We start from the raw sequence: 26,339 nt of genomic DNA on the forward strand, positions 1-26,339 counted from the left end.
CTCCGATTTTTTGTGAAGCGGAGGTGTCCAGCTTGCCGATATGGGACACCTTTTTCTAACAATACGCCGGTTTTCACGGTGGGGAGAGGGTTAGCGGATGGAACATGTAATTGAAATGAACAACATTCGTAAAGAGTTTCCCGGTATCGTTGCGAATGACAACATCACATTGCAGGTCAAACAAGGCGAAATTCATGCGCTTCTGGGTGAAAACGGAGCAGGAAAATCTACGTTGATGAACGTCTTGTTCGGCTTGTACCAGCCTGAAAAAGGTGAAATTAAAGTACGGGGCGAAAAAGTAGCCATTACAAACCCGAATGTAGCAAATGATTTGGGAATCGGAATGGTTCACCAGCACTTTATGCTCGTCCAGAAGTTTACAGTAACAGAAAACATTATCCTTGGCAGTGAACCTACAAAAGGAATGAATATCAATATCCGCAAAGCGGAAAAAGACGTAGCAGCTATTTCCGAGCAGTACGGGCTTAGAGTAGACCCGAGGGCTAAAATTGAAGACATTTCAGTAGGAATGCAACAACGTGTGGAGATCTTGAAAACACTCTACCGCGGAGCTGACATTCTGATCTTTGACGAGCCTACGGCTGCCCTTACGCCTCAGGAAATCAAAGAGCTGATTCAGATCATGAAAAACCTGATCAAAGAAGGAAAGTCCATCATCCTCATTACTCATAAACTGAAAGAAATTATGAGTGTCTGTGACCGCTGTACGGTTATCCGCAGGGGAAAAGGCATTGGTACAGTAAATGTTTCCGACACGGATGAAAACAAGCTTGCGGCGATGATGGTCGGCCGGGAAGTAAGCTTCTCTGTTGAAAAGGAGCCAGCACAGCCTAAAGACCCTGTTCTTTCCATTAAAGGTCTGGCAGTAGAAGATTCGAGAGGGGTTAAGGCAGTAAACAACCTTAATCTTGAAGTACGCTCCGGGGAAATCCTCGGTGTTGCCGGGGTTGATGGAAACGGTCAGACAGAACTGATTGAAGCCATTGCCGGGCTCCGTAAAGTATCTGCAGGAACGATTTCATTAAGCGGTAAGGACATTACCGGGTTAAAACCGAGAAAAGTAACGGAATCCGGTGTGGGACATATCCCACAGGACCGTCATAAGCATGGGCTTGTTCTGGACTTTACAATCGGAGAAAACATTCTTCTTCAGACGTATTACCAGAAACCCTATTCGTCCAACACCGTTCTCAATTATACAAAAATGTATGAAAAAGCGCGGAGCCTGATTGAAGAGTATGATGTGCGCACGCCGAATGAGCGGACCCCTGCGAGAGCCTTGTCAGGCGGTAACCAGCAAAAAGCGATTATCGCAAGAGAAGTGGATCGTTCACCGGACCTTCTGATCGCCGCACAGCCGACACGTGGTCTGGATGTTGGTGCGATTGAGTTTATTCATAAAAAGCTCATTGAAGAACGGGATATGGGTAAAGCAGTCCTTCTCGTGTCACTCGAGCTTGATGAAGTACTGAATGTAAGTGACCGTATTGCGGTTATTTACGAAGGGCAGATCGTTGACATCGTGGATGCTGACAAAACGAATGAACGTGAACTCGGTCTTCTTATGGCCGGAGGAAAGCGAAAGGAAGGTGAGTCCTGATGATGAAACGAATCTTAGTTGGAGCAAGAGGGAAGTCATTCGGGCTCATCGTTCCTCTTATCGCCATCGCATTTGGTTTTCTTGCAGGCGGACTGATTATGCTTGTGAGTGGTAATAATCCGATTCTCGGATACGCGGCTCTCTTTCAGGGCGTGTTCGGGGATATGTATTACTTCGGTGAAACACTCCGGATGATGACACCGCTCATATTGTCCGGACTCGCCGTGGCTTTTGCCTTCCGTACCGGTTTGTTGAACATCGGTGTTGAAGGACAGCTCATCGTCGGGTGGCTGGCAGCGGTTGTAGTAGGGATTTACGTTGACGGGCCGATGGCGTTCGTACTTGCTATTGCAGCTGGTGCTGTAGCCGGGGGGCTTTGGGGATTTGTCCCGGGTTTTTTGAAAGCCAGATATGAGGTTCACGAAGTTATCGTCACGATTATGATGAACTACATTGCCCTTCATGTGAGCAATCATTTTATCCGTAATTATTTACTTGCAAGCGGGCAGCGTACGGAGTTTGTAAACCAGTCAGCGTCCATATCCTCCCCGTTTCTTGAGAGTCTGACGGACTTCTCGAGACTTCACTGGGGATTTGCCATAGCAATTGGAGCCTGCGTTGTCATGTGGTTTATCCTTTGGAAAACAAACAAAGGATATGAGCTTCGTGCGGTAGGTTACAACAAAAATGCCTCTTCATACGCAGGTATGAATGTTAAAACAAACATTGTTCTTTCCATGGTCATCTCAGGCGGGTTTGCCGGTGTCGGGGGAGCGATGGAAGGGCTTGGAACGTATGGTTACGCTCAGATTCTCTCAGGATTTACGAATCTCGGATTTGACGGAATCGCTGTTGCACTTCTTGGTGCAAGCACATCTGTCGGGATCTTCCTTGCTGCATTTTTGTTCGGGGGACTGAAAATTGGTGCCTCAAACATGCAGTCAGCTGCAGGAGTTGCTCCCGAGCTTGTTGAGATTGTTATCGCCCTGATTATTTTCTTTGTAGCCTCCAGCTACTTAATTCGCTGGATTCTTGGCCGTCTTCAGCAAAATAAGGAGGAGAAATAAATGGATATCCTTCAGATTTTATATACGATAATTCCAGCGGCTTTAATTGCGGCCACTCCTCTGATTTTTACTGCTCTCGGCGGCTTGTTCAGTGAACGGTCCGGTGTTGTAAACATCGGTCTTGAAGGTCTGATGGTCATTGGAGCTTTCAGTGGTATTCTTGCAACACTCTGGTTTGAGTCTATGGGGCTTGGTTATGCATCACCGTGGATTGCTCTCCTCGTTGCTATGCTGTGCGGCGCCCTGTTTTCTCTTTTCCATGCCGTTGCATCCATCACCCTCCGTGCGGACCAGATTGTAAGTGGTGTTGCCCTTAACTTTCTGGCTGTAGGTCTTGCTGTTTTCACCGTCCGTGAAATCTTTGACCGTGGTCAGACAGATTACATCAGTGCCCGTATCTTCCGGACGAATGTACCGTTTTTAAGCGACATTCCGATTATCGGACCTATGTTTTTCAGCCGTGTTTATGCAACAACGTATATTGCCATTATCCTGGCTGTTGTTGTATGGTATGTGGTGTTCAAAACACCGTTTGGTCTTCGTCTTCGCTCGGTCGGGGAACACCCGATGGCAGCCGACACAATGGGGATTAAGGTAAACCGCATGCGTTACATCGCCGTGATGCTCAGTGGAGCCTTTGCAGGTGTCGGAGGAGCTGTATTTGCCATTACGACATCGGCTAACTTCGCCGGGAATACGATCGTAGGTCAGGGTTTCATGGCACTGGCAGCGTTGATCTTCGGTAAGTGGCATCCTTTTGGTGCTCTTGGAGCTGCTATTTTCTTCGGGCTTGCCCAGGCGTTAAGCCTGACCGGCCAGCAGATTCCTGCACTTTCACAGGTACCTCAGGTGTATCTGCTGATTGCACCGTACGTGTTAACCATTCTGGCGCTGGCAGGCTTTGTTGGAAAAGCTCATCCGCCGAATGCGATTGGTAAACCTTATGAAAAGGGAAGCCGCTAACCGTATAGATAGGGACTATCACCCGCTGGGTCTTTTGATCCTGCGGGTGTTTTTGTATTCCAAAATCCGACAAGGTCTTTTATACTGAATATATAGTACCAGCAGGGGGGTATTACGTCCTGAGATCACCAACTGCAGAGAGTGGACTTTTACACAGTTGTCATAAATGCAAGGGGAAACATGAAAGGAAGAAAACCCATGAAAGTTAATCATGTGAATGCCGTATGCAGGGCAGCAAAAGGAATTTTATCAAGCCATTTTGGACTAGACGTTGAATATAAAACCCCCGTGGCGGGGGCAAATGCAATTCCGTCTAATGACGTATCCGTTGTCCTTGGTGTGAATGGTGAAGTGAACGGCCAGATTGTCTGTGCAATAAATGAACAAACAGCCAAAAATATCGTCGGTATGATGATGGGCGGCATGACAATCGAAAACCTGGATGATATGTGCTGGAGTGCAATCCAGGAGTTTGGAAACTGGGTGGCAGGATCGACAGCTACAGAGTTATCAAAGGAAAACTGTCTTATTGATGTAACACCGCCAATGGTAAACGACGGACAGTCGAATTACCGATCCTCGGAACAGTTTATTACTGTTCCTCTTGCAAGTTCATTAGGACTGATCGACATCCATATTTCCCTTTACCAAAAAGCAAGCTGATAACAAAGAAAGACGTCGGCCCCATTAGGCAGACGTCTTTCTTTTAGAGTCTGGTTTTGTGAACCTCTTAACTCAGGGTCTGACCCTCTGTTAAGGGGTTCACATACTTGGGGGCATTATTACCCAGGAAATGACACAGACTGACGTTATCCATTGCTTTTCGTCTGCATTCGTAATAAATTTAAGAAGACAGGCATGAGACTTGGTTTAGAGAAAGGAAGATTTGGATGTCAACTTTGGATATGTCGAAGTTTGAGAAGAAAATCATTATCAGAAACATTAAAGCGAAAGACATAGATAAAATCATTCAGCTGTCGAAAACGTGTTTCCCAAATATGGAAGCGTGGAAGCGTGTGCAGCTGAGAAGCCACATTGAACTTTTCCCGGAGGGGCAGTTTTGTGTGGAGTACGACGGTCAGATTATCGGCTCCTGCTCGAGTCTCATCATTAACTTTGACGAGTACGACGATCAGCACACTTGGGATGAGATCACAGACGAAGGATATATCACAAACCACGACCCGGAAGGCTACAACCTTTACGGAATCGAAATTATGGTTGACCCGAACTTCCGCCGCATGAAAATCGGACGCAGACTTTACGAGGCTCGTAAGGATCTGGCCCGAAAACTGAACCTGAAAAGTATCATCATCGGAGGGCGGATTCCAAACTACAACAAACACTCAGACGATATGTCTCCTAGAGAATACGTAGAAGAAGTGATTCATCACAATGTATACGATCCGGTACTTACTTTTCAGGTAATGAACGGCTTCAGCCTGAAGCGGGTAAACCGCGATTACCTTAAAGACGACAAGGCTTCCATGAAGTACGCCACTTTGATGGAGTGGAACAACGTCGACTACCAGCCGACGACGAAACGCCACTTTAAAACGGCGTTCCCGGTCCGGATCTGTGTCATACAGTACATGATGAAAAAGATCAATTCATTTGAGGAGTTCGCCCAGCAGTGTGAGTATTACGCTGATGTAGGGGCGAGCTACAGTTCCGACTTTGTTGTATTTCCGGAGATTTTCACGACCCAGCTTCTTTCATTCATCGATGAGAAGAGCCCGAGCCGCGCAATCAGACGCCTGACAGAGTTCACAGAAGACTACATCCAGATGTTCACTGACCTTGCTGTAAAATACAACGTAAACATCATCGGAGGCTCCCACTTTGTTGAAGAAGACGGGGACATCTACAACATTGCCTATTTGTTCAGACGTGACGGAACGATTGAAAAGCAGTACAAAATCCACATCACACCAAACGAACGTAAATTCTGGGGAATCCGCGGTGGTGACAAAATTGAAGTGTTTGACACAGACTGCGGGAAGATCGCCATTCAAATCTGTTATGACATCGAGTTCCCGGAGCTTGGCCGTATCGCAACAGAAAAAGGAGCAAACATCATCTTTACCCCGTTCTGTACAGACGAGCGTCAGGGGTATCTACGAGTAAGGTACTGTGCCCAGGCCCGTGCGGTTGAAAACCAGGTATATACGGTTATCAGTGGTACTGTCGGTAACCTGACTCACGTAGAGAACATGGACATTCAGTATGCTCAGTCCGGCATCTTCACACCGTCTGATTTCGGCTTCGCCCGGGACGGTATCGTCGGGGAGTGTCACCCGAATATTGAGACCGTCGTTGTAGGAGACGTGGACACAGAGCTGATCCGGCGGTCCCGTAAATCAGGAAACGTGACTCAGTGGAAAGACCGCAGAAAAGATTTATACGAAATCAAATCAGACTGCTGATGTGAAAAAATCCCTTCCCGAAATTTTCGGGGAGGGATTTTTGTATGGTTATTTTCCCTGGACAAGTTTCATAAAAATAAGAGTAAACCGTCCATTGCTGTTTATTTATCCGAAAGTTGGACCATGATGAAAAAAGAAAGGGGAGACAATCATGAACGAGCAAACCACACCAAAACGCGATAAGCTGCCTTCATGGAAAACGCCCGCTGCCATTGCGATGATCTTTCTGTGGGTCACGACGGCTTTTTTTCTCTGGCTTCCGAGTCAACTGGATAAAGAAGAGCAGATTACTGAGCCGGACTGGTCGGTTCAGGTTTATACAAGGGAAAACCCTCTTAGGGAAGGCGGAGATGTTACTCTGCAGGTTTTTGTGTTTGATAAAGAAACGAAAGACCCTGTAAGAGGTGCAGACATCGACGCCAGCTTTGATTTCAGGGACGATCCGATCATTCTTCACTACGTTGAAAACGGTCTTTATGAAAATGTAAGCCGGATCTCTGAAAATGAAGTATTAAGCGGTACTGTCACAATAAGAATGCAGGGGGCGGAACAAACCCGTACCTTTGAATTCCCCGTGGAGCCTTTTGCCGATGAGTGGGAGAATATATCTGCTTTTTATATGGAAAAAACAGAGGCGGTTTCTCAGTGAGATTATCTATAAAGGCAAAATTACTAACCATTAAAGGTATATAGTTGTTACGTTCATTATGAGCACATTTTGCAGAGAATTTGATAAATACATTATTTCGAATTTTTGTATCTATCTTTATAATTGTATACATATCCCTGTTTTATCATCAGCAGATTTCAACCGTGGGTATTTTGTGCAATTCGGATCCTCTTTCTCCCTTCTAATTACTTCTGACTCTAAATCTTTCAGACCGTTTTGGAAAGCATATTCAGCAGTTTCCATCCAATTATCTCTTTCTTCATCCAGCGAATTTGGGAGCTGAAGCCCATCAGACAAGATGAGTATTTGTTCGGCATCCATTATAGGTATAACTCCGGATTCAATAAAACGTGTTGTATGCTCGCTGCCGTCTATTATTCCATAGCCTTTATGTGTGTTTAATTCTCGACGATTCTTTATTAACAAGTCATTAATATGTTCTCTTGCAATTCGATTCAGTTGTATAATTTCTTCTGAATTCATATTGTTATTCTTATGTTTACTGAAGAATTCTTTTTTATAATTTAGTGAGGACTTAATGGCTCCGATATCAAGCTTGTCAATATGATCATATGTAATTTTTCGTATTTGACCATTACTATATAATAGAAAGACCATACAATCTCCTACATGAGCATATTGCATAACTGAGTGTTCTTGGTTCGTATAATTAAGCTTAACTAAAGCACAACCGCATGTACTTCTTTCTTCGGGTTTTAATTCTTCTACGTATTTTTTAGAATATTGGTAAACGGATTTACCAACTTGTTCATTAGCTGATTTCATCATTTCCAAAACATTCATTTCTATGTTTAGTTTCATTAAGGTATTTTGCACGCATTTCGAGGCCATTGAACCTGAAAAACTAAAAGGTTTTAATGCGGTGGCTCCATCAATAACAGCAAATATTCTATCCTCTCGCATCAAATACTGGTCTTCATTTTCTTTCCCTACTCCTTTTCTATATACGAAATCTATTTTCTTTACCAAGTTAATCAACCTTTCTTAAGGTAGTATCATAATATTGAATAATATAAAAAAGATAGAATTATACACGTTAATCCACCAAGAATCAAAGTATAAAAGACAGTGTTTTTTAAAAAAGTAATGGAAAAGCAAGCTGAAACTATTGTTAGAGAGGCACAGAGAACTACTATTAATAAAGCAGCTTCAAAAAAGTCTTGCCCACTGATAATTTGTAATGAACCAATTATTACACTTAGTATAGCTGTGAAAAAGCCTAAAATTTTCAGGTTATCCTCTTTCATCCCTTTTAGGTCACTTTTAGCTTCTTTTATTTCGTCCTTTGCTTCTTTGACAATTTCAGAAGTTTCATTAACCTTTTTATTTAAAAGTTCTTTAGCTTCCAATAATTCAATTCGGAGTAACGAGCGTTGATAATCACCGATTCGAAGAGCGTAATTTCTACCTGAAGATGGTTCTAAATCAATTGCTTTTTCAATTAGTTTCTTTGCTTCGATATATTGCTTTTTATAGATAGCATACCATCTCCCTAAGGTGCAAAAAAACTTAGGATACTGATCTTTATCTATTTCAACTACGCGCTTTATATCGTCAAAAGCTTCCGCTATAACTTTTTTTGGAAGGTCATCAAGATTTTCTTCCATAGCAATTACCACTGCTTCTGAAAAATTATGTAAAATACCAACATGGTCTCTCCCCATTTTAGATTTAGCGGCCATATTAGCATACCTAATGCCTTCCCTAAAGTAATCGGCATTCATTGTTTGAGCCTTATATGCCATAGATAATAAGTGTTGATAAAAAGGGTTATGATTATATTCACCCATAAAATCTTTTACATAGGCTAAAAAATAAGTATGATCTTTATATCGACGATAAAAATTTGCCTTTATCGTAAATAATGCAAACTTTTGTTTATCTGAAAGAAAATCTTGTTCCATCAATGAATCAATTGTATCTATGATGCCTGCTTCACTTTCAGTAGCGAAAGATGTTACCCTTACTTCGAATTCTCTTAAAGTCTCATTAGGTAGTTTATTTACAAAATCAAGTATTCTCTTTTGTTTTTCATTTGAACTAATTACTGAACTCATTTTTTTCCCCTTTCACTTTTTATTATTAAGTATACAATACACACTGGTTAATGCCATGAAAAATGTAATGTGAAGTTAATAATAAGAGTTACAAAAAGATAGGAGTGAAACGCAATGAACGATTCCAAGCAGACAGTGCTGCCGGCGATCCGCCAGCTGAAAGACTTTGACTGGCTCTTAAGGAGCCCTTATGAAACCATTATTCTTCTTGAAAGCCATATCGGCCAGCTGCGGAGCATTGTGACCACAGCGAAAAGGGCCAACAAGAAAATGTTTATTCACGCAGATCTGGTCCACGGCCTGAAAAGCGATGATTACGGTGCAGACTTTCTCTGTCAGGACATTAAAGTGGACGGACTGATCTCAACGAGGAAAAATATGGTTTTAAAAGCGAAGAAGCAAGGAATTTCAGCCATTCAAAGGCTGTTTCTGCTCGACTCCCTCGCACTTGAAGCAAGCTACAAAAAAATCGAGCTCACAAAGCCCGACTACATTGAAGTCCTTCCCGGTGTCGTCCCTCATCTGATCGAGGAGATTACGGCCCGGACACAGACACCGGTAATTGCAGGCGGACTGATCAGGACGAAAGAGGACGCAGAAACAGCCCTCAAGGCAGGAGCCGCATCAGTAACTACATCAAATAAAGAACTATGGAAGCACTATATAGAGAAGTAAGCATTAGGAGGAGAAACGATGGAGCAAACGTACATTCTTTCATTAGACCAGGGAACAACGAGCTCAAGAGCAATACTTTTTGATAAGGAAGGTTCGGTAGTGGACATGGCTCAGACTGAATTCAAGCAGATCTATCCCGAGCCGGGCTGGGTGGAGCATAACGCCAACGAAATCTGGTCGTCCATTTTAGCTGTCATTGCAGAGCTTCTGAGCCGTACAGGGATTTCAGCGAAACAGATTGCAGGCATCGGCATTACGAACCAGCGGGAAACGACCGTTGTCTGGGAAAAAGAAACAGGCAGACCGATTCATAACGCGGTGGTCTGGCAATCAAGACAGACAGCAGAGATCTGTGAAAAACTTAAAAAAGCAGGTCACGAAACAACGATCCGGGAAAAAACAGGGCTCCTGGTGGATCCGTACTTTTCCGGTACAAAAGTGAAGTGGATCCTTGACCACGTTGACGGAGCGAGAGAGCGTGCTGAAAAAGGGGAGCTCCTTTTCGGTACGATTGATACATGGCTCATCTGGAAGCTGTCCGGCAGCAAGGCCCATGTGACCGATTATTCCAATGCCTCCCGTACACTCATGTACAACATTCACGAGCTGAAATGGGATGACGAACTTCTATCCATTCTTGATGTACCAAAAGCGATGCTTCCTGAAGTGAAGCCATCTTCTGAAGTTTACGGTACAACGATTGATTATCATTTCTTCGGAGAGAAAGTGCCGATTGCGGGTGCAGCAGGGGACCAGCAGGCCGCATTGTTCGGACAGGCATGCTTTGAAAAAGGAATGGCTAAAAATACTTATGGAACCGGTTGTTTTATGCTCATGAACACGGGAGAAGAAGCAGTAAAATCGGATCACGGCCTTCTTACGACGATCGCATGGGGACTGGACGGTAAAGTCGAGTACGCCCTGGAAGGAAGTATTTTCGTTGCCGGCTCTGCGATACAGTGGCTCCGTGATGGCCTTCGCATGATTAAAAGTGCCGGCGACACTGAAAAATATGCAGAAAAAGTGGCATCTACAGACGGCGTATACCTTGTACCTGCTTTCGTCGGCCTTGGAACACCGTATTGGGACTCTGATGCCCGGGGAGCGATCTTCGGTCTGACCCGCGGAACGGAAAAGGAACACTTTATCCGTGCAACACTCGAGTCACTTGCCTATCAGGCAAAGGACGTCGTGCACGCTATGGAACAAGATTCAAAGATTGATGTAAAGACCCTTCGCGTGGACGGAGGTGCTGTGGCAAATAACCTCTTAATGCAGTTTCAGAGCGACATTATTGATGCCCCGGTTGAACGGCCGGTTGTTCAGGAAACGACAGCCCTCGGAGCGGCCTATCTGGCAGGACTGGCTACCGGATTCTGGTCCAGCAGGGAAGAGATTGCTGCGCAGTGGGATGTGGATAAGACATTTGAAGCACAGATGCCGGCCGATCAGCGCGATAATCTGTATAAAGGGTGGAAGAAGGCAATCGAAGCAACGGTGGCTTACAAAGTATAAATCCAAATCGTCCGCTCTTTACCCTTTCAAAAACCCGGCAATTGTAGTATACTGCAGATAAGTTCATAACAGGTCGGAGATTAGGAGAAAGACCACAACACTCCAATTCCCTGGGCGTAATATACGCTTTTAAGGGGAAAAGGAGATGTTGTGGTCTTTTCTTTTTGCCGGACCTGAAAGATAAATCAAAAATAATGTTTCCTATAAAAGAAAGGATGTTTGTAAATGGTCAAGCCATTTTCAGCAATTCAAAGAAATACGTACCTTGAAGAAATGGAAAATAACGAACTCGATCTGCTGGTAATCGGGGGCGGAATTACAGGAGCGGGGATTGCTCTGGATGCTTCTGTGCGGGGTCTTTCAACGGGCCTTATTGAAATGCAGGATTTTGCAGCGGGAACCTCCAGTCGTTCTACGAAACTCGTACACGGAGGACTGCGTTATTTAAAACAGTTTGAGATCAAGCTCGTGGCTGAAGTAGGAAAAGAGCGTGCCATTGTGTACGAAAACGCCCCTCACGTAACATCTCCGGAGTGGATGCTTCTGCCGATTATGAAAGGCGGCACGTTTGGAAAGCTGTCCACATCTGTCGGCCTGAAAGCCTACGACAAGCTTGCAGGGGTAAAACGAAATGAACGCCGAAACATGCTCAATAAAAAAGCGACACTTGAGAAAGCGCCTCTTCTTCGCAAAGAAGGTCTTAAAGGAAGCGGAGTCTATGTTGAGTACAAAACGGACGATGCCCGCCTTACACTGGAGATTATGAAAGAAGCCGTTCACCGTGGTACAAAAGCCACCAACTACACGAAAGCTGAAACTCTTCTTTATAAGGACGGCCGTGTTATTGGGGCGAAAGTAAAAGACCTCGTAACAGGCAAAACATTCGACATTAAAGCAAAGCGCGTTGTAAATGCTGCAGGACCATGGGTTGACGATCTCCGGGAAATTGACGGATCAAAAAAAGGTAAGTTCCTTTACTTAACAAAAGGGGTGCACGTTGTGATTGACCAGTCCCGTCTACCGTTAAAGCATGCTGTTTATTTTGATACGGAAGATGATGGAAGAATGGTGTTTGCGATTCCCCGTGACGGGAAAACATATGTAGGGACCACGGACACGTATTACGATGGACGAATTGCGAGTCCCCGTATGACTCAGGAAGATCTGGATTACATTCTTAAGGCTACAAATTATGTGTTTCCAAGCCTCAAACTTGAAGAAAAAGATGTAGAGTCCAGTTGGGCTGGTCTGCGTCCGCTTATCCACGAAGAAGGAAAATCAGCTTCTGAGATTTCAAGAAAAGACGAAACGTTTATTTCTGACTCCGGTCTGATTTCCATTGCCGGTGGAAAGCTCACCGGCTATCGTAAAATGGCAGAGCGTATTGTAGACATGGTAGCGAAAGACCTTGGTGTAAAAGGCAAATGCACAACCGACAAAATTGTTCTTTCAGGCGGTGCTGTCGGCGGATCAAATGGCCTTGCAGCATTCCAAAAAGAGCAGGTAAAGGCCGGGATGAACCTGGGCCTTGAGAAAAAAGAAGCAGAAAAACTTGTTAAGCTATACGGTTCAAACGTGAAGCGTGTTTATGAGATTATTGAAACAACAGGTGAAGAAGCAAAGCACTTCCACATGCCGAAGAGCTTGTATGCAAGTCTTGTATACGGCTTGGAAGAAGAGATGACTGTCTCACCGCTGGACTTCTTTAACCGCCGTACCGGATCACTGTTCTTTGACATTCACTGGGTAAAGGAATGGAAGGAGCAGGTCGTTAATTACCTGTCTTACCGCCTCCACTGGACCCGTGAACAGAGAGAGCAGTATATTGAAGAGCTGGAGCGTGAAATGGCCTACGCTATGAACCCTGAAGAGAAAGTCCAGGAAAAAACACACGCATAACAAAACGAGTCTTGGTTTTTCTTCCAACCACTCGTATAATAAAAGAAACCAGAAAAGCCCTGTCATCTTCTTGTCTGATAGGGCTTTTCCTTCAAATACAAAGGAAAGGCCCATGTCTTTCCCGAGCTTCTCTGCCTTATGAGCAAACTTACATACGACAAATAATGCACTATGAGGAGGAACTAAATGAGCTGGAAAGCACAGTTTGAAAAATGGATTGGTTACGAAAGCCTTCGTGAAGATCTGAAAGAGGAACTTTTAAAGCAAGCAGAGGATGAAACATATCTTGAAGACAGCTTTTACAAAAACCTTGAGTTTGGTACAGGTGGAATGCGGGGGGAAATCGGCCCGGGTACGAACCGGATGAACGTTTATACAATCCGTAAAGCCGCTCAGGGGCTGGCAGATTACATGAAAGCTGCCGGAGAGGAAGCGATGTCCAGAGGCGTTGTTATTGCCCATGACAACCGCCGGATGAGTCATGAGTTTGCCATCGAAGCAGCCTGCACACTTGGGGCAAACGGAGTTAAGGCATACGTCTTTAAGGAATTGCGCCCGACGCCCCAGCTGTCCTTTGCAGTGCGTGAGCTTAATACGCATACAGGCATTATGATTACGGCGAGCCACAACCCTCCGGAATACAACGGGTTTAAAGTATACGGCGATGATGGCGCGCAGCTCGTACCAAAAGATGCAGACCGTCTGATTGAGATGGTAAATGCTGTGGAAAATGAACTTACAATTGAAACAGCCGATAAAGAAACCTTGATTGAAAAGGGTCTTTTCCAATATGTCCTTGAAGACCTGGACAAGTCATACGGAGAGGCACTGGAGAGTGTTGTCGTAGATAAAAGCCTGGTCGGAGAAATGGGAAGCGACCTTAGTATTGTGTTCACTCCGTTACACGGCGCAGCTCAAACACCGATGATGGACGCTTTCAGCCGCACCGGCTTCAAAAATGTCCATGTCGTGGAAGAACAGGCTGTACCGGATACCGAATTTTCTGCAGTAACGTCTCCAAACCCGGAAGAACACCGGGCATTTGACCATGCCATGATTCTCGGGGACAAGCGGGATGCAGACATTCTGATTGCAACGGATCCCGACGGTGACCGTGTAGGTGTTGCAGCCAAGGATTCAAATGGCCAGTATAAAGTGCTTACAGGTAATCAGACAGGTGCTCTTATGCTTGAATACCTTCTATCCGGGAAAAAAGCTGCAGGCACGCTTCCTGAAAACGGCGTGGTAATTAAAACAATTGTAACGTCTGAAATGGGACGCCGGATTGCCGGATCATACGGTGTGGAAACGCTGGACGTACTGACCGGATTTAAGTTTATCGGTGAAAAGATCCGCGAGTATGAAAAGACAAAAGAGAATACGTATCTTTTCGGTTATGAAGAAAGTTATGGCTACTTAATTGAACCATTTGCCCGTGACAAAGATGCCATCCAGGCCGTTCTTCTGGCGTCGGAAGTTGCGGCTTACTATAAAAAACAGGGTAAGACTCTTTTTGAAGGTCTGACAGAACTATATGAGCAGTATGGATACTACCTTGAGGATCTTGAATCATTCGTCTTCAAAGGAAAAAGCGGAGCTGAAACAATGGCCCGTATGATGGAATCATTCCGAAGTGAACCGATGAAAGAACAGGCTGGCCAGAAAGTGAAATGGCAGGAAGACTACTCAACCGGCACACGCACGAACATGCTGGACGACTCTTCTGAAATCATTGATCTTCCTTCCTCCAATGTCATTAAAGTGGTACTGGAAGACGGTTCCTGGTATTGCCTTCGTCCGTCAGGCACCGAACCGAAAATTAAAGCCTACTTCGGAGTGAAGAAGGATACACTCAGTGAAGCAGAAAAACAGCTTGAACAGCTGAAGGATGCTGTATTACAAAAAGTAAATGAAATGTCATAGAATCAACCGGGAAGAAGCATGTTGTTTTTCATTCAGCATGCTTTTTTCTTTTCTTTTCAAGATGGTTTATTTATAATAGTAATTAACATTATTTGTGATTTTTGTCAGAATAATTAACCGAATCAGATGAGGTAGTGAGTATATGGTATTGTTGCACGACCTGAAACGTTATGTGGAAGACAAGCGTCAGCTTATGATGCTGTCGGCTAAAAAAAACGGCTTAACCTCCGAGGAAACCGTCAGGTACAGTCAGGAACTGGACGAACTTTTAAATCTGTACCAGCAATACACAGACGGCACAAAGAAAAGCGCAGGTGATGCAGGCTTTAGTTAAAAAGCTGTGCATCTTTGCGCTTTTTTATCTTACCGGTATCAAAATCCTACGGTTATAAAAAGAGAAAAGTGAGTTGATATAAACATGAAAGATCAGATCTATACAACCGAAACGTTCAGCAGCCTGCCTGAACAGATCGAGCGGTGTACCTTTACTGACTGTCAGTTCAGAGGTGCGGATCTCCAGGATGTAAAAACATCCGGCTGTGTGTTTGAAAACTGTGATTTTACCGGGGCAAGACTGAATGATTCCACTCATCATACTTCGGCTTTTCTGAATTGTGATTTTCAGATGGCAAATCTGTGGACGGTGAACTTCTCGTATTGCAAAATGACGGGGTCTTCTTTTACGGAAGCCATCCTTACAGGAATGACTATTGAAGAGGGAGACTGGTCCTACGTCAATTTAAGGCTTCAGAGTCTCGGGAAACAGTCGTTCAAAAATGTCCGTCTGCTGGAAGCTGATTTCTATGAAGCTGATTTATCATGCGCGATTTTTACCGGTGCGGATCTGACACGGGCAAAACTGATGAAAGCCATACTTAAAAAGACAGACCTTCGCGGAGCCGTGGTGGATGGCATTAACTTTAAGGATCTGACACTCCAGGAGACGAAGCTTGATTGGCACCAGGCGATACGTGTAGCAGAAAGCCACGGAGCGAAAGTCGATTAAGAGGTTGACCCAAAAGGTCGTTTTTACCTTTTGGGTCAACCTTCCTACTCTTCATCCTGCAGAAGATGGTGAATGCCTACCGTCTCCTCTACAGGCAAAACAAAACAAATGCCTTTCCCCGGTTGATTCAGCTCGGTTCCTTCTTCGATTTTCGATAGAACTTCTTTTGTTTTATGGCGTTTAATGAGAGTTAAAACAATGTCTTTTTCCGGCTCGATGCTAAGGGAAAGAAGCTTGGCCTTTTCATGGATGCCGCTGCCCCGGCCGTTCAGGATCGTTCCGCCTTCAGCTCCCCCTTCAATGGAAGAGTCTACTACTTTGCCCGCATCTCCTTTATTTACGATCGTCACGATCAGGTTGAATCCCTTATTGTCGTCGGTCATTTCAGCCAGATCCTCCTTTTCTTTCTCTTCATAGTCCATATGATTAATGCCCATTGTTTTTTTTATATCGATAATACAGCCAAGCCCTTGTCCCTTTTTATCGAGCTTAACAGTATCAATGATGTTTCCTAATACACCCGGCAGGATTTCATCCCGGACCAGTGTAAGAATCAGATCCTTCTCATAAATCTGGTCGAGACCGAACGACTTTCCTTTTTCATGAATCCCTCTGCCATTAGCGAGAAGAACGGTTCCCCCTTCAGCTCCGGCAGCTTTGGATGCTTTCATTACTTTTTTTGACCTGCCCCGCTTTACAATGGTGAGAATGAGCTTATGATCGTGCTTTTTCGATGGTGTCATGAAGATGTACTCTCCTTCCATTTGTAAATTAATCCGAGTATGAGTACAGACAGAATAGGTGTAATGGCAACGAGGGCAATCATACCAAACCCGTCCATCAATGGATCCCGGCCTTCTGTTACTTCTGCAATCCCTACAGCAATGGCCATAATAAAGGTGACCGTCATCGGTCCGGTAGCAACACCGCCTGCGTCAAAGGCAATGGAAATGAACCGGTCCTTTGAAAAGAAAATGAGGACAAGAGCAAGGGCGTACCCTGGAACGATTAAATACCAGAGCGGGATGCCAAGAACAATTCTGAACATGGATAACGCGATCGAGCAGGCTACCCCGATAGACAAGGTGATAAGCATGACGTTTTTTGAGATGGACCCTGATGTTACCTTTTCCACTTCATAGTTTAAGATACGAATCGCAGGTTCTGCAAATGTTGCTGTAAACCCGAACAAAAATCCAAGTATCGGAAGGAGGATAAGGGTGTTTTCCCTTTCACCAAGAAGCTCTCCGATCACTTCGCCGGCAGGAAAAAAGCCTACTTCAACTCCCTGTAAAAAGAGCGAGAGCCCCATAAACGTAAGAACAATTCCGATTAAGACGTTCTTCATTCTCTCCTTGTCCATTTTGAGAAAGAAAAGCTGGAAGACAAGGAAAAATATCAACAAGGGGATAACCGCCATCGTTACTTCCAAAAGCACGTGGTCAAATCCTTCAAACAGTTCCCTGATCATCCGTAAATCACCCCCAGAATCATGACGGCAATGATCGGTCCGATTGAGGCAAGAGCCACAAGGCCGAATCCTTCACTGGAAGACCCTTTCCCACCGCGAATAACGGAGGCGACCCCGACGCCCAGGGCAAGGATAAATGGAACGGTCATCGGTCCGGTTGTCACACCGCCGGCATCAAAGGAGATGGGAATAAAGTTGTCCGGGGTGAACAAGGCAAGTGCAAAAACAAGGGTGTACCCCCCGACAAGGAGGTATTTGAGTGGGATTTCAAAGATGGTTCTTGCCATCGCAAGTGCCACAAAGATCCCAACCCCGAGAGCGACCGTATACACGAGGGTTGTATTTGTAATTTCACCGCCTGAAACCTGGTCCACTTGAAGAGCGAGGACGCGCACGTCAGGCTCGGCGATCGTCACAGCAACCCCGAGAATAAACCCGACAGTAATAATAAGCCATGGTTTTTTCGACTTGGGCAGGGTGGAGCCAATAAGTTCACCAATCGGCAGGAGTCCGATATGTACCCCAAGTAAAAAAAGAAAGAGTCCTAGTCCAACCATAACGACTCCGAACAAAAATCGAATGAAGACGTCTGTGGGCATCCCGATAACCGTAAACTGCAGTAAAATGATCAGGGCTGCCATTGGCATGATTGCGAGACTGACTTCTTTGAACTGGTCTATTACATTCTTCATAGCATCTCCCCAACATTTCTGGATTTATAGTATAAAGTGATAAAACGAAGCAGAGCGAATGAGGATTAAATCTTTGTATAGCTCTTCACTTACTAATACCCTTCAGTCCCTTTTATTAAGCTTAAAAATATGCGTGCGAAAACTTAACTGAATTTTCTATTTAATTGTATAATCCTTGGTTACTTTTTGTAAATATCGGTGTATACTGTTAAAAGGAAATTGAAAGCGGTGGGGAAAGTGGCCATTATTTACATCTGTAAGCAGTGTAATGGTGCCGGTCATGTGGAGAGGAAGCTTTGGTTTTTGTCGAGGAAGAGCAACTGCCACTTTTGTGAAGGAAAAGGAAAGAGAAGATATAATAAGCCGGTTTAAATGGAGAGTCTGTTTCAGGGAAAGAGGGCTTTTTTGTTGTGGTTTTTGGTTGGTGAAGGTGTTTAACCGTTAATAGGACAGTGGAAGCCGTTAATCAGGGGGCAGAAGCCGTTAATGTGTAAAATGAAGCCGTTAATACACACCTCTGCCAGGTTGAGATCGCTGGTTCTTACGGGAAAAATGGGGAAAGAGAGCGTAACCGTTAATAGGAGAGGTAAAGCCGTTAATCAGGGAACAGAAGTCGTTAATGGATGCAATAAAGCCGTGAATAGAGAGCATAAACCCGTTAGTGTGAGATGTGGAGCCGTTAAACAGCTGAGCCAAGCCCGTAAGATGCTACTATACCTGCCTCACCTAAGCAAAAAACCCCCTATCCATATTTTGGACAGGGGGTTATAACTGTTTTATTCTACTCAAGCAGCTCCCAGCCTGTTGAGAGCTTCAGATCAGGATATTTATCCTGGAAGAAGCGGAGGGCGAATTCGTTTTCGAACAGGAGAACCGAACGGTCATGCTGGTCTTTTACAAGCATCTTGCGGCTGTCGGTCATGTTATCGGTAATTTCGCCTTTCGTTACCCAGCGGGCGAGCTCGTGAGTCATGTGGATGAACTCGATATCCACGTTGTACTCATTTTTCATGCGGTACTCAAACACCTGAAACTGAAGTTCACCGACGGCACCGATAATGTAATCGTCAAAATACGGTGTGCGGTAAAGCTGAATCGTTCCTTCCTGGACAAGCTGTTTCATGCCTTTGTGATACTGCTTGTGCTTCAATGCGTTTTTTGCCATTATTTTCGCGAATTTCTCAGGCGGGAACTGAGGCATTTCTTCATACTGGAACGCCTCACTGCCGGTCACGATCGTGTCGCCTACCTCAAAGTTACCTGAGTCGTAAAGACCGATGATGTCTCCCGGAAGAGCGTCATTGACGGTTTCACGGTCCGAAGCAAAGAAGGAGTGGGACTGTGAGAGCTTCATTTTTTTGCCCGTACGTGAAAGCATGACTTCCATCCCACGCTGGAATCTGCCGGAACAAATCCGCAGGAATGCGATTCGGTCACGGTGGTTCGGGTTCATATTTGCCTGGATCTTAAAGATAAATCCACTGAACGTGTCTCCGTCTGTACTGATCAGTTCTCCCCCCGCTTTTCTCGGCTGGGGCGGTGCAGCAAGATTGACGAATTCATCGAGGAACGACTGCACCCCGAAGCTGGAAAGGGCACTTCCGAAGAAAACCGGGGTAAGCTCACCATTACGGACTTTGTCCATCGTGAAGTCGTTACCTGCTTCGTCCAAAAGCATAACATCTTCTTCAAGCTTTTCTTTCTCATAGTCCTCAAGCATTGTCTGCTCGTTGTAGTCCACAATGACACGTTCGTGCTGATCATTGTAAATTTCAATTTTGTTCTTCTCACGGCTGTAAATGCCTTTGAGGGTTTTACCCATTCCGATTGGCCAGTTCATCGGATACGTTTCCATCTCAAGAACTTCTTCAATTTCAGCTAAAAGATCAAGAGGGTCTTTTCCTTCACGGTCAAGCTTATTGATGAACGTGAGGATTGGAATTCCCCGCATTTTACATACTTTAAAGAGCTTCAGGGTCTGGGCTTCGATCCCTTTTACGCTGTCGATCACCATTACGGCAGTGTCCACGGCAGTAAGGGTACGGTACGTATCTTCACTGAAGTCCTGGTGTCCGGGTGTATCGAGAATATTGATTTGTACGTCGTCATAAATGAGCTGCATCACACTGGACGTAACGGAGATTCCACGTTGTTTTTCGATCTCCATCCAGTCGGAAGTCGCAAACTTTCCGCTCTTTTTTCCTTTAACCGTTCCTGCGTCACGGATTCCGCCGCCGAGGAATAACAGCTTCTCGGTCAAAGTGGTTTTCCCGGCGTCCGGGTGGGAGATGATGGCAAATGTTTTTCTTGGTAATTCGGCAGTCATGTACATAACCCTTTCTACATTCAAGCGTTCATATTTACATTCATCTCCCCATTATATACAACTTACGGGCAGGAATCACTCTAAAAATGCATGGTTCTTAAACAGAGCGGGAAAATAACACATAAGAGAGAGAAGAGGGAGGGAGAAACAATGAAGGATGAACGTTTGTTTTATTATCTTATGTCCGCAATTTTTGCGATCGTCATCGCCTCAAGCGGAGTGTATGTATTTCAGCAGGCGGCCGAACAGGAATTTTCGTTCCCGAACCATCTGCTGCTTATCGGCCTTGCCTTTGGGATTTGGGCCATTCTCCGCTGGAAAAGAAAATCGTATCCCTTTGCCTTTATTTTAACGCTGCTCTCGGCATACGCCCTGCTGATGGTAGTATTCACATTGCTGGCAATGTAAAACAAACAACAGGAGTACACATCATGACTAAACAACGCTGGATCTGGCTGATCGCAATCCTCCTCATATTTATGGGAGGACTGCTCCTTTACAACACGATTCAATCACCTGCACTTCTCTTATCCTTGCCCTATCACCTGCTCATTATAGCTATTATGTTTGGGGTTTGGGCATCGTTTGAGTGGAGAAAAAATCATAAGAAACTGGCTTACTTGTTTATTGCCCTTGCTGTTTATTCCCTTACGGCATTTGCATTTACGACGATTGTTCTTTGAACCGCTCTTCCTGGGAAGGGCGGTTTTTTTGGCCGGCAGGCAAAAATATATTTAAAAATTCCATACAATTGATGTTGACATTTACATATACTGGCTGTAGTATCTTAGTTAGTTAGTTGAGTAACTAACCAAATGACACGAACAACGAGTTGGTGATGGTATGAAAAAAACAATTGATGAAAACCGGCCGATTTTTCAGCAGATCAAAGAGTGGGTCGAAGAAGACATCCTGGATGAAGTACTCAATGAAGGAGACAGACTCCCCTCAACAAATGAGCTTGCCAGGTTTTATAAAATTAATCCGGCTACAGCAGGCAAGGGAATTCAGGCTCTGGTGGATGATGGATTGATTTTTAAACGAAGAGGGGTCGGAATGTTTGTGGCGGACGGGGCACAAGAGCAGCTGATGAAAAAAAGAAAAGAGGAGTTCTACACTGAGTTCGTCAAACCGCTCATAAAAGAAGCGAAGCGAATCGGGATGGAGCGGGCTGAGCTTTCAGAACTGTTATCTAAGGGAGTGGATGAAGAGTGAATGAAACTGTGGTGAAAATCGAAGGGTTAACGTACTTTCACAGTAAACAAAAGAAGGGTTTGGACAACGTCAGTTTGAAGTTGGAAAAAGGGAAGGTCTATGGTCTTTGGGGAAGAAACGGAGCTGGAAAGACGACACTTATGAAAGTCCTTGCCGGTTTCTTCCGGCCGGATGAAGGATGCGTTCAGCTTTTTTCCGAACAGCCTTTCGAAAATCGTAACGTATTAAAGAGAATCTGCTTCATTCAGGAAAATCATCCTATGAACCCTGCGTGGAAAATAAAAGACGTACTGGGGGTTGCCGCTCATTTTTATCCAAATTGGGATAAAGAGCTTGCCATTCACAGCTTAAACGCTTTTTCTTTAAACGAGTCACAGCGTGTGAAGTCTCTTTCCAAAGGGATGAAGACAGCGGTTGCGTTAACAGTGGGTCTAGCGAGCAGGGCTGAATTGACGGTGTTTGATGAACCTACCAATGGTCTTGATGCTGCTGTCCGGGAGGTTTTTTATGACTTATTGCTGTCTGAACTTGAGGAAGGAGACCGGACGATTCTTTTGTCTACTCACTTTATTCAGGAACTCCAATCGGTGATTGAAGAGATGATCGTAATGGATAATGGAAAGCTTACTTTGCAAAAATCGATTGAAACGATCCGCGATGGTGCTGTCTATGTGACAGGTTCGATGAAGGAACTGGGCGGATACCTGACTCATGCCGATGTCCTGGAAACAAAAACACTCGGTCCCACTGTATCTCTGCTAGTGGAGAAGGACAGTGAACTGTGGGAGGAGCTTCAGTACTTTGACAGCATGAAGGAAGTGCCGAGCCTGCAGGATTATTTACTGCGCAAAACAGACCGTAAAAAAGAGGGAGTGGGAGCATGAGAGAGCTGATGGGAGTTTGGCGTATCGTCTGGATTGAGATGAGTAAATCCTTTATTTACTTTTGGGCGATCCTTTTTGGGATTGTGGGGCTGGGGATCCTTTATACAGCTGTTTACCAGTCTGACCAGGTCATTTTTCAGACCAATGCGGCCGTTTACGTTTATTTTGTGGTTATCGGAAGTCAGTTGTTTCGCCTCGCACTAACGTACGGATCGTCTTTCGGGGCAACCCGTAAGCAAATTTATAAGGGAGCTGTAGGAAGTGCTGTAGTACTTGCCCTCCTTGGAAGTTTAATTCACACGTTAGTGTACCTTGCTCTTGATGCGCTGACAAGATGGCAGGCAGAAGAAATGAGTCTCGCCCATATTACTGAATTTATGACTGCGGATCCGACGGTTTTTACGATGTATGCTGTTGATGTTTCGTTCATTCTCATGGTCACAGCGCTCGGTTTTTCAGTATCAGTCCTGTATTATCGTTTCGGTCCCATTTCTCTAATGATCATTGGTGGGCTGGTGGCCTTGTCTGCCATAATCCCGGATGCAAGAGAAGCGGTGTGGATGAAGCTGTTTAACGGTCTTGCCGAAAGCAGTCTCTGGGAAACGACAGGGGTGGTCCTGATTGTTGCGGCAGTTGCCTTTGCTGGACCTTATCTGATGGTCAGACAGTTTAATATTTATCTTAAGGAAAAAACGGTATAAAAAGAGGACCGCCCTGGCTGATGAGGGCGGTCCTTTCAAGGGGAAGCAATTCTATTGGATCACCGGCAAAAGCCGGGAGATCACGCTTGAGATTTCGCTTCTTCAGGAGCAAAGTTCTCTGGATAGCCATAGCTTCCGTGTTCACTCATATCAAGACCGAGGAGTTCTTTCTCGCGGGATACTCGAAGCCCTCCAACCATCGGGCGGATGAGTAACAGGAATCCGTAAGAAGCGATAAAGGCGAATGCTCCGCAAGCCATAACGCCGATTGCCTGAACGCCGAGCTGAGTAAACCCGCCACCGTAAAGAAGGCCGGCACTTCCGCCGTTCATGGCAGAAAGCTGTGGAGTGGCAAAGAAGCCGGTGGACAATGTACCCCATACCCCGGCTACACCGTGTACGGAAAGAGCGTAAATCGGATCGTCGATACCTTTTTTCTCAAAGAACTTCATGCTGAAGTGGACGATAATTCCACCTACAAAACCAATGAGTACGGCTGCCCATGGAGCAACGAAGGCACAAGAGGCGGTAATAGCAACGAGGCCCGCAAGTGTTCCGTTCAGCATCGTCGGAATGTCCGCTTTTCCACGGTCAACCCATGTAATAAAGAGAGCAGCAATGGCACCTGCAGCTGCAGCAAGCTGCGTATTAAGAGCTACATAGCCGAAAAATCCGTCAGCGACTTCAAGTGTACTGCCAGCGTTAAAGCCAAACCAGCCAACCCATAGAATCAAGACACCAAGGACAGTGTAAACCTGATTGTGACCGCTCAGTGGATTGGAAGAGCCATTTGCATTAAATTTCCCAATTCGAGGTTTTAATAAAATCGTTGCGGCCAATGCAGCCATCGCACCGGTCAAGTGAACAACGGTTGAACCGGCAAAATCCTGTTTATCAAGGCCCGCTAACCAGCCGCTTCCCCAAATCCAGTGTGCAACGACAGGATAAATGAATGCGGCAAACACGACGGCGAAGATGATATAAACAGAAATCTTCGCTCTTTCTGCAAAGCCACCTAAAGCAATAGCGAGGGCGATTCCGGCAAAAGCAAGCTGGAACATAAAGTCAACCGAGCCCATCAATCCGTCAGATACTCCAGTAAAATCACCAAAGAAAAAGTCAGATAAACCAATAAAGGCATTTCCTTCACCGTAAATAAAACCATAGCCTACTGCCCAAAAAGTAAGTGAGGCAATACCAAACGCGAAAATTGATTTACCAGCCGTATGCCCCGCGTTTTTCATTCTTGTCGATCCGGCCTCAAGGAGAATAAATCCTCCCTGCATCAAAATAACAAGCACTGTTGCAAAAATAACCCATACGTTGTTCATCAGAAAAATACTGTCTTCCATAGAGTTCTTTCCCCTTTCAGTGTTGCTGTTTTTTTATAGTGTAGTCAGTCCTGAGCGGTGTGACTATAAACCGGTCAGATTATGTGACACACTTTTTAGAAAATTAAATAAAAAAAGAAGTTGGTAGAATGATGACGAAAGTAAGGGGGAGAAGGGAGATGGAAGGATGGAAACATACCCAAGTGGTCAGGCCTGAAAAAGGGGAGTATCGAAGAAAATGGTCGATAAAAATGTAAAAGTGTCGGATATGTGTGCGGGGGAAGGACGGTCCAGTGAGAGGGGATACTGGTTGTGAGGGAATTAATGCTACGAGTTGTAGGATTTAAGACATCACGATGAGAGGTTTGTTCATCGAGTTACCTCATTTATTCATCGACCTTCACCGATTGTTCATGGATTTCCCCCACCAAAGAGCGACCCGAGAGTCGTTCATCTAAAAAAACGCCTCTCCAGATGGAGAGACGCTTCTCTTTAAATAGACAATTCGATTGCCAGGTTATAAAGCTTTTTAATATCTTCGTTTTCTTTGTCCTCGAGTACATAGTCGAAATCGTGGGAGGAAATGCTGTTCTTTTCAAGCCCGAGTGCTTTACCGGATTCTCCGTTCATCAGCATTTCAACCGCACGTGCCCCGAGCCGGGAGCCGAGGAGACGGTCGAAGGCGCTAGGGGAACCGCCGCGCTGGACGTGTCCTAAAATGGTTACCCGGGTATCAAAGTTTGTTTTTTCTTTGATATACTGACCGATTTCTTCGGCCTTTCCGGCACCTTCTGCTGTGATGATGATTGAATGTTTTTTACCACGCTCAAATCCGTCCTGGATCCGCTGAATCATTTCGTCGCGGCTTGATTCGACTTCCGGCAGCAGGACACTCTCGGCACCGGCGCCGAGGCCGCACCATGCAGCAATGTCACCCGCATCCCGGCCCATTACTTCCACGACATAAGTACGTTCATGGGAAGTTGCTGTGTCACGGATTTTATCGATGGCATCAATAACCGTGTTAATGGCTGTATCAAAGCCGAGTGTATAATCGGTTCCCCGGATGTCATTATCAATTGTCCCCGGCAGCCCGATCGTTTTGATACCGTGATTGTGAAGAACCTGTGCCCCGCGGTAAGATCCGTCCCCGCCAATGACGACAAGTCCTTCTATCCCGTGCTTTCTAAGCACATCCAATGCCTGGGACTGTCCTTGTTCTGTTTTAAACCGTTCGCTTCTGGCTGAATAAAGAACGGTGCCCCCGCGGTGAATAATGCTTCCTACATCCTTTAAAGCGAGTTTCTTCAGGTCATCTTCCATTAAGCCTTCAAATCCCCGGTAAATACCGTACACATCAAGATTATGATAAATCGCCTTTTTTACAACCGCACGGACCCCGGCATTCATTCCGGGAGAGTCGCCTCCACTGGTCATGACTGCAATTTTCACGTTATCACCCTCTCAAAATAAAACAAGCAACCCGGAAAAAGAGCTGCTTGTTTTCTTCTATAAATATATGATAGCGCTTTCCTTTCCTGAACGCTACTATTCTATATCAAAAATGACGAGTTCTTTACCTGACTCCAGTAAGTAGTCTTCATAGACTTCTTCAAGTACAGTGACATTTGACGTGGTAACTTCTTTTTTTAGATAAATGAAATCTCCGTTGATGTAAAATTCCGAACCGTCCGTCCCGGAGATGGTAAGAGCAGGTGTCCGGTCAGTCTCATTAAAAGGGGTTGCACTTACATACATGTAGTCCACCTGTGAGGTGAAGAGAATAACGATGTACAACATATCCATACAAATGATTCCTTTCGTAGCGTGGTGGCCGGTCTAACATAATGTATGTGGCAAAAGAAGTGCTTGTATA

26 protein-coding genes are annotated in these 26,339 nt (G+C 45.1%); 17 read left to right on the top strand and 9 right to left on the bottom strand.

Translation table 11 applies throughout. The features are described 5' to 3' along the window. The first annotated feature begins 97 nt into the window (after positions 1 to 97). From JSY36_RS17565 to JSY36_RS17590, 6 genes are all read left to right on the top strand, one after another. A complete protein-coding gene (locus JSY36_RS17565) occupies positions 98 to 1,621 on the top strand; it encodes an ABC transporter ATP-binding protein (protein ID WP_205167358.1) in 1,524 nt (507 codons plus the stop codon). After that, positions 1,621 to 2,688 (top strand): ABC transporter permease, encoded by a 1,068-nt coding sequence (locus tag JSY36_RS17570; RefSeq protein WP_419466050.1) that lies wholly within the window; start codon positions 1,621 to 1,623, stop codon positions 2,686 to 2,688. Before JSY36_RS17565 ends, JSY36_RS17570 begins: the two co-directional genes overlap by 1 nt. After that, positions 2,689 to 3,651, top strand: a complete 963-nt coding sequence (locus JSY36_RS17575) for an ABC transporter permease (protein WP_122896026.1) — start codon at positions 2,689 to 2,691, stop codon at positions 3,649 to 3,651. A 198-nt stretch (positions 3,652 to 3,849) separates the two neighbouring features. Continuing rightward, complete coding sequence (locus JSY36_RS17580) at positions 3,850 to 4,314, top strand: chemotaxis protein CheX (protein WP_205167359.1); 465 nt, start codon at positions 3,850 to 3,852, stop codon at positions 4,312 to 4,314. 227 nt (positions 4,315 to 4,541) lie between these two features. Then, entirely contained in the window at positions 4,542 to 6,077 is a 1,536-nt protein-coding gene (locus JSY36_RS17585) for a bifunctional GNAT family N-acetyltransferase/carbon-nitrogen hydrolase family protein (RefSeq protein WP_205167360.1), read from the top strand. Between the two features lie 151 nt (positions 6,078 to 6,228). Next, positions 6,229 to 6,726, top strand: coding sequence for a hypothetical protein (locus JSY36_RS17590; RefSeq protein ID WP_205167361.1), 498 nt, complete (start codon positions 6,229 to 6,231; stop codon positions 6,724 to 6,726). 117 nt (positions 6,727 to 6,843) lie between these two features. Here JSY36_RS17590 and JSY36_RS17595 read toward each other — a convergent pair whose 3' ends face one another. Next, complete coding sequence (locus tag JSY36_RS17595) at positions 6,844 to 7,737, bottom strand: PP2C family serine/threonine-protein phosphatase (protein WP_205167362.1); 894 nt, start codon at positions 7,735 to 7,737, stop codon at positions 6,844 to 6,846. Between the two features lie 26 nt (positions 7,738 to 7,763). Then, positions 7,764 to 8,825, bottom strand: a complete 1,062-nt coding sequence (locus JSY36_RS17600) for a hypothetical protein (protein WP_205167363.1) — start codon at positions 8,823 to 8,825, stop codon at positions 7,764 to 7,766. A gap of 114 nt (positions 8,826 to 8,939) precedes the next feature. On the opposite strand from JSY36_RS17600, the gene JSY36_RS17605 reads away from it, so the two are divergent. The 6 genes from JSY36_RS17605 (at position 8,940) to JSY36_RS17630 (ending at position 15,843) form a co-directional block, all read left to right on the top strand. Next, a complete protein-coding gene (locus JSY36_RS17605) occupies positions 8,940 to 9,500 on the top strand; it encodes a glycerol-3-phosphate responsive antiterminator (RefSeq protein ID WP_122896043.1) in 561 nt (186 codons plus the stop codon). 18 nt (positions 9,501 to 9,518) lie between these two features. Beyond that, positions 9,519 to 11,015, top strand: coding sequence for a glycerol kinase GlpK (glpK, locus tag JSY36_RS17610; protein ID WP_122896044.1), 1,497 nt, complete (start codon positions 9,519 to 9,521; stop codon positions 11,013 to 11,015). 225 nt (positions 11,016 to 11,240) lie between these two features. Beyond that, positions 11,241 to 12,914: a glycerol-3-phosphate dehydrogenase/oxidase gene (locus JSY36_RS17615; RefSeq protein ID WP_205167364.1), complete on the top strand. Its 1,674-nt coding sequence runs from the start codon at positions 11,241 to 11,243 to the stop codon at positions 12,912 to 12,914. 186 nt (positions 12,915 to 13,100) lie between these two features. Continuing rightward, positions 13,101 to 14,837, top strand: a complete 1,737-nt coding sequence (locus JSY36_RS17620; protein ID WP_205167365.1) for a phospho-sugar mutase — start codon at positions 13,101 to 13,103, stop codon at positions 14,835 to 14,837. Positions 14,838 to 14,979: 142 nt separating this feature from the next. Beyond that, the gene (locus JSY36_RS17625; protein WP_205167366.1) at positions 14,980 to 15,171 is read left to right on the top strand and encodes an aspartyl-phosphate phosphatase Spo0E family protein; all 192 of its coding nucleotides are present in this window, start codon (positions 14,980 to 14,982) and stop codon (positions 15,169 to 15,171) included. An 84-nt stretch (positions 15,172 to 15,255) separates the two neighbouring features. Further along, positions 15,256 to 15,843: a pentapeptide repeat-containing protein gene (locus JSY36_RS17630; RefSeq protein ID WP_205167367.1), complete on the top strand. Its 588-nt coding sequence runs from the start codon at positions 15,256 to 15,258 to the stop codon at positions 15,841 to 15,843. A gap of 44 nt (positions 15,844 to 15,887) precedes the next feature. Here the strand turns inward: JSY36_RS17630 and JSY36_RS17635 are convergent, their stop codons facing one another. The 4 genes from JSY36_RS17635 to JSY36_RS17650 form a co-directional block, all read right to left on the bottom strand. Further along, on the bottom strand, positions 15,888 to 16,586 hold the full coding sequence (locus JSY36_RS17635) for a P-II family nitrogen regulator (RefSeq protein WP_205167368.1): 699 nt from the start codon (positions 16,584 to 16,586) through the stop codon (positions 15,888 to 15,890). Further along, entirely contained in the window at positions 16,583 to 17,314 is a 732-nt protein-coding gene (locus JSY36_RS17640) for a DUF1538 domain-containing protein (protein ID WP_205167369.1), read from the bottom strand. Before JSY36_RS17640 ends, JSY36_RS17635 begins: the two co-directional genes overlap by 4 nt. Next, positions 17,311 to 18,006 (bottom strand): DUF1538 domain-containing protein, encoded by a 696-nt coding sequence (locus JSY36_RS17645; RefSeq protein WP_205167370.1) that lies wholly within the window; start codon positions 18,004 to 18,006, stop codon positions 17,311 to 17,313. Before JSY36_RS17645 ends, JSY36_RS17640 begins: the two co-directional genes overlap by 4 nt. Before the next feature lie 781 nt (positions 18,007 to 18,787). Further along, complete coding sequence (locus tag JSY36_RS17650) at positions 18,788 to 20,332, bottom strand: peptide chain release factor 3 (RefSeq protein ID WP_205167371.1); 1,545 nt, start codon at positions 20,330 to 20,332, stop codon at positions 18,788 to 18,790. 150 nt (positions 20,333 to 20,482) lie between these two features. On the opposite strand from JSY36_RS17650, the gene JSY36_RS17655 reads away from it, so the two are divergent. From JSY36_RS17655 to JSY36_RS17675, 5 genes are all read left to right on the top strand, one after another. Then, a complete protein-coding gene (locus JSY36_RS17655; protein ID WP_205167372.1) occupies positions 20,483 to 20,740 on the top strand; it encodes a hypothetical protein in 258 nt (85 codons plus the stop codon). 23 nt (positions 20,741 to 20,763) lie between these two features. Then, positions 20,764 to 21,015, top strand: a complete 252-nt coding sequence (locus JSY36_RS17660) for a hypothetical protein (protein WP_205167373.1) — start codon at positions 20,764 to 20,766, stop codon at positions 21,013 to 21,015. 160 nt (positions 21,016 to 21,175) lie between these two features. After that, a complete protein-coding gene (locus tag JSY36_RS17665) occupies positions 21,176 to 21,547 on the top strand; it encodes a GntR family transcriptional regulator (RefSeq protein ID WP_205167374.1) in 372 nt (123 codons plus the stop codon). Next, positions 21,544 to 22,431 (top strand): ATP-binding cassette domain-containing protein, encoded by an 888-nt coding sequence (locus JSY36_RS17670; RefSeq protein ID WP_205167375.1) that lies wholly within the window; start codon positions 21,544 to 21,546, stop codon positions 22,429 to 22,431. The genes JSY36_RS17665 and JSY36_RS17670 overlap by 4 nt, the downstream gene beginning before the upstream one ends. Next, entirely contained in the window at positions 22,428 to 23,132 is a 705-nt protein-coding gene (locus JSY36_RS17675) for a hypothetical protein (protein WP_205167376.1), read from the top strand. The genes JSY36_RS17670 and JSY36_RS17675 overlap by 4 nt, the downstream gene beginning before the upstream one ends. Positions 23,133 to 23,212: 80 nt before the next feature. On the opposite strand, the gene JSY36_RS17680 is transcribed toward JSY36_RS17675, so the two are convergent. From JSY36_RS17680 to JSY36_RS17690, 3 genes are all read right to left on the bottom strand, one after another. Further along, positions 23,213 to 24,484 (bottom strand): ammonium transporter, encoded by a 1,272-nt coding sequence (locus JSY36_RS17680; RefSeq protein WP_205167377.1) that lies wholly within the window; start codon positions 24,482 to 24,484, stop codon positions 23,213 to 23,215. A 471-nt stretch (positions 24,485 to 24,955) separates the two neighbouring features. Next, the gene (gene pfkA / locus JSY36_RS17685; RefSeq protein WP_205167402.1) at positions 24,956 to 25,900 is read right to left on the bottom strand and encodes a 6-phosphofructokinase; all 945 of its coding nucleotides are present in this window, start codon (positions 25,898 to 25,900) and stop codon (positions 24,956 to 24,958) included. A 111-nt stretch (positions 25,901 to 26,011) separates the two neighbouring features. After that, positions 26,012 to 26,269, bottom strand: coding sequence for a hypothetical protein (locus JSY36_RS17690; RefSeq protein ID WP_205167378.1), 258 nt, complete (start codon positions 26,267 to 26,269; stop codon positions 26,012 to 26,014). Positions 26,270 to 26,339: the final 70 nt, after the last annotated feature.

It is taken from the genome of Alteribacter salitolerans (genome assembly GCF_016901055.1).
Taxonomy (GTDB): Bacteria; Bacillota; Bacilli; order Bacillales; family Salisediminibacteriaceae; genus Alteribacter; species Alteribacter keqinensis.

Coding starts and splice junctions, on each gene's coding strand:
- JSY36_RS17680 (WP_205167377.1), bottom strand. CDS start 24,484: ATGGAAGACAGTATTTTTCTGATGAACAACGTATGGGTTATTTTTGCA.
- glpK (WP_122896044.1), top strand. CDS start 9,519: ATGGAGCAAACGTACATTCTTTCATTAGACCAGGGAACAACGAGCTCA.
- JSY36_RS17650 (WP_205167371.1), bottom strand. CDS start 20,332: ATGACTGCCGAATTACCAAGAAAAACATTTGCCATCATCTCCCACCCG.
- JSY36_RS17640 (WP_205167369.1), bottom strand. CDS start 17,314: ATGATCAGGGAACTGTTTGAAGGATTTGACCACGTGCTTTTGGAAGTA.
- JSY36_RS17630 (WP_205167367.1), top strand. CDS start 15,256: ATGAAAGATCAGATCTATACAACCGAAACGTTCAGCAGCCTGCCTGAA.
- JSY36_RS17590 (WP_205167361.1), top strand. CDS start 6,229: ATGAACGAGCAAACCACACCAAAACGCGATAAGCTGCCTTCATGGAAA.
- JSY36_RS17575 (WP_122896026.1), top strand. CDS start 2,689: ATGGATATCCTTCAGATTTTATATACGATAATTCCAGCGGCTTTAATT.
- JSY36_RS17665 (WP_205167374.1), top strand. CDS start 21,176: ATGAAAAAAACAATTGATGAAAACCGGCCGATTTTTCAGCAGATCAAA.
- JSY36_RS17585 (WP_205167360.1), top strand. CDS start 4,542: ATGTCAACTTTGGATATGTCGAAGTTTGAGAAGAAAATCATTATCAGA.
- JSY36_RS17660 (WP_205167373.1), top strand. CDS start 20,764: ATGACTAAACAACGCTGGATCTGGCTGATCGCAATCCTCCTCATATTT.
- pfkA (WP_205167402.1), bottom strand. CDS start 25,900: ATGACCAGTGGAGGCGACTCTCCCGGAATGAATGCCGGGGTCCGTGCG.
- JSY36_RS17565 (WP_205167358.1), top strand. CDS start 98: ATGGAACATGTAATTGAAATGAACAACATTCGTAAAGAGTTTCCCGGT.
- JSY36_RS17570 (WP_419466050.1), top strand. CDS start 1,621: ATGATGAAACGAATCTTAGTTGGAGCAAGAGGGAAGTCATTCGGGCTC.
- JSY36_RS17645 (WP_205167370.1), bottom strand. CDS start 18,006: ATGAAGAATGTAATAGACCAGTTCAAAGAAGTCAGTCTCGCAATCATG.
- JSY36_RS17625 (WP_205167366.1), top strand. CDS start 14,980: ATGGTATTGTTGCACGACCTGAAACGTTATGTGGAAGACAAGCGTCAG.
- JSY36_RS17655 (WP_205167372.1), top strand. CDS start 20,483: ATGAAGGATGAACGTTTGTTTTATTATCTTATGTCCGCAATTTTTGCG.
- JSY36_RS17615 (WP_205167364.1), top strand. CDS start 11,241: ATGGTCAAGCCATTTTCAGCAATTCAAAGAAATACGTACCTTGAAGAA.
- JSY36_RS17580 (WP_205167359.1), top strand. CDS start 3,850: ATGAAAGTTAATCATGTGAATGCCGTATGCAGGGCAGCAAAAGGAATT.
- JSY36_RS17690 (WP_205167378.1), bottom strand. CDS start 26,269: ATGGATATGTTGTACATCGTTATTCTCTTCACCTCACAGGTGGACTAC.
- JSY36_RS17635 (WP_205167368.1), bottom strand. CDS start 16,586: ATGACACCATCGAAAAAGCACGATCATAAGCTCATTCTCACCATTGTA.
- JSY36_RS17675 (WP_205167376.1), top strand. CDS start 22,428: ATGAGAGAGCTGATGGGAGTTTGGCGTATCGTCTGGATTGAGATGAGT.
- JSY36_RS17620 (WP_205167365.1), top strand. CDS start 13,101: ATGAGCTGGAAAGCACAGTTTGAAAAATGGATTGGTTACGAAAGCCTT.
- JSY36_RS17600 (WP_205167363.1), bottom strand. CDS start 8,825: ATGAGTTCAGTAATTAGTTCAAATGAAAAACAAAAGAGAATACTTGAT.
- JSY36_RS17605 (WP_122896043.1), top strand. CDS start 8,940: ATGAACGATTCCAAGCAGACAGTGCTGCCGGCGATCCGCCAGCTGAAA.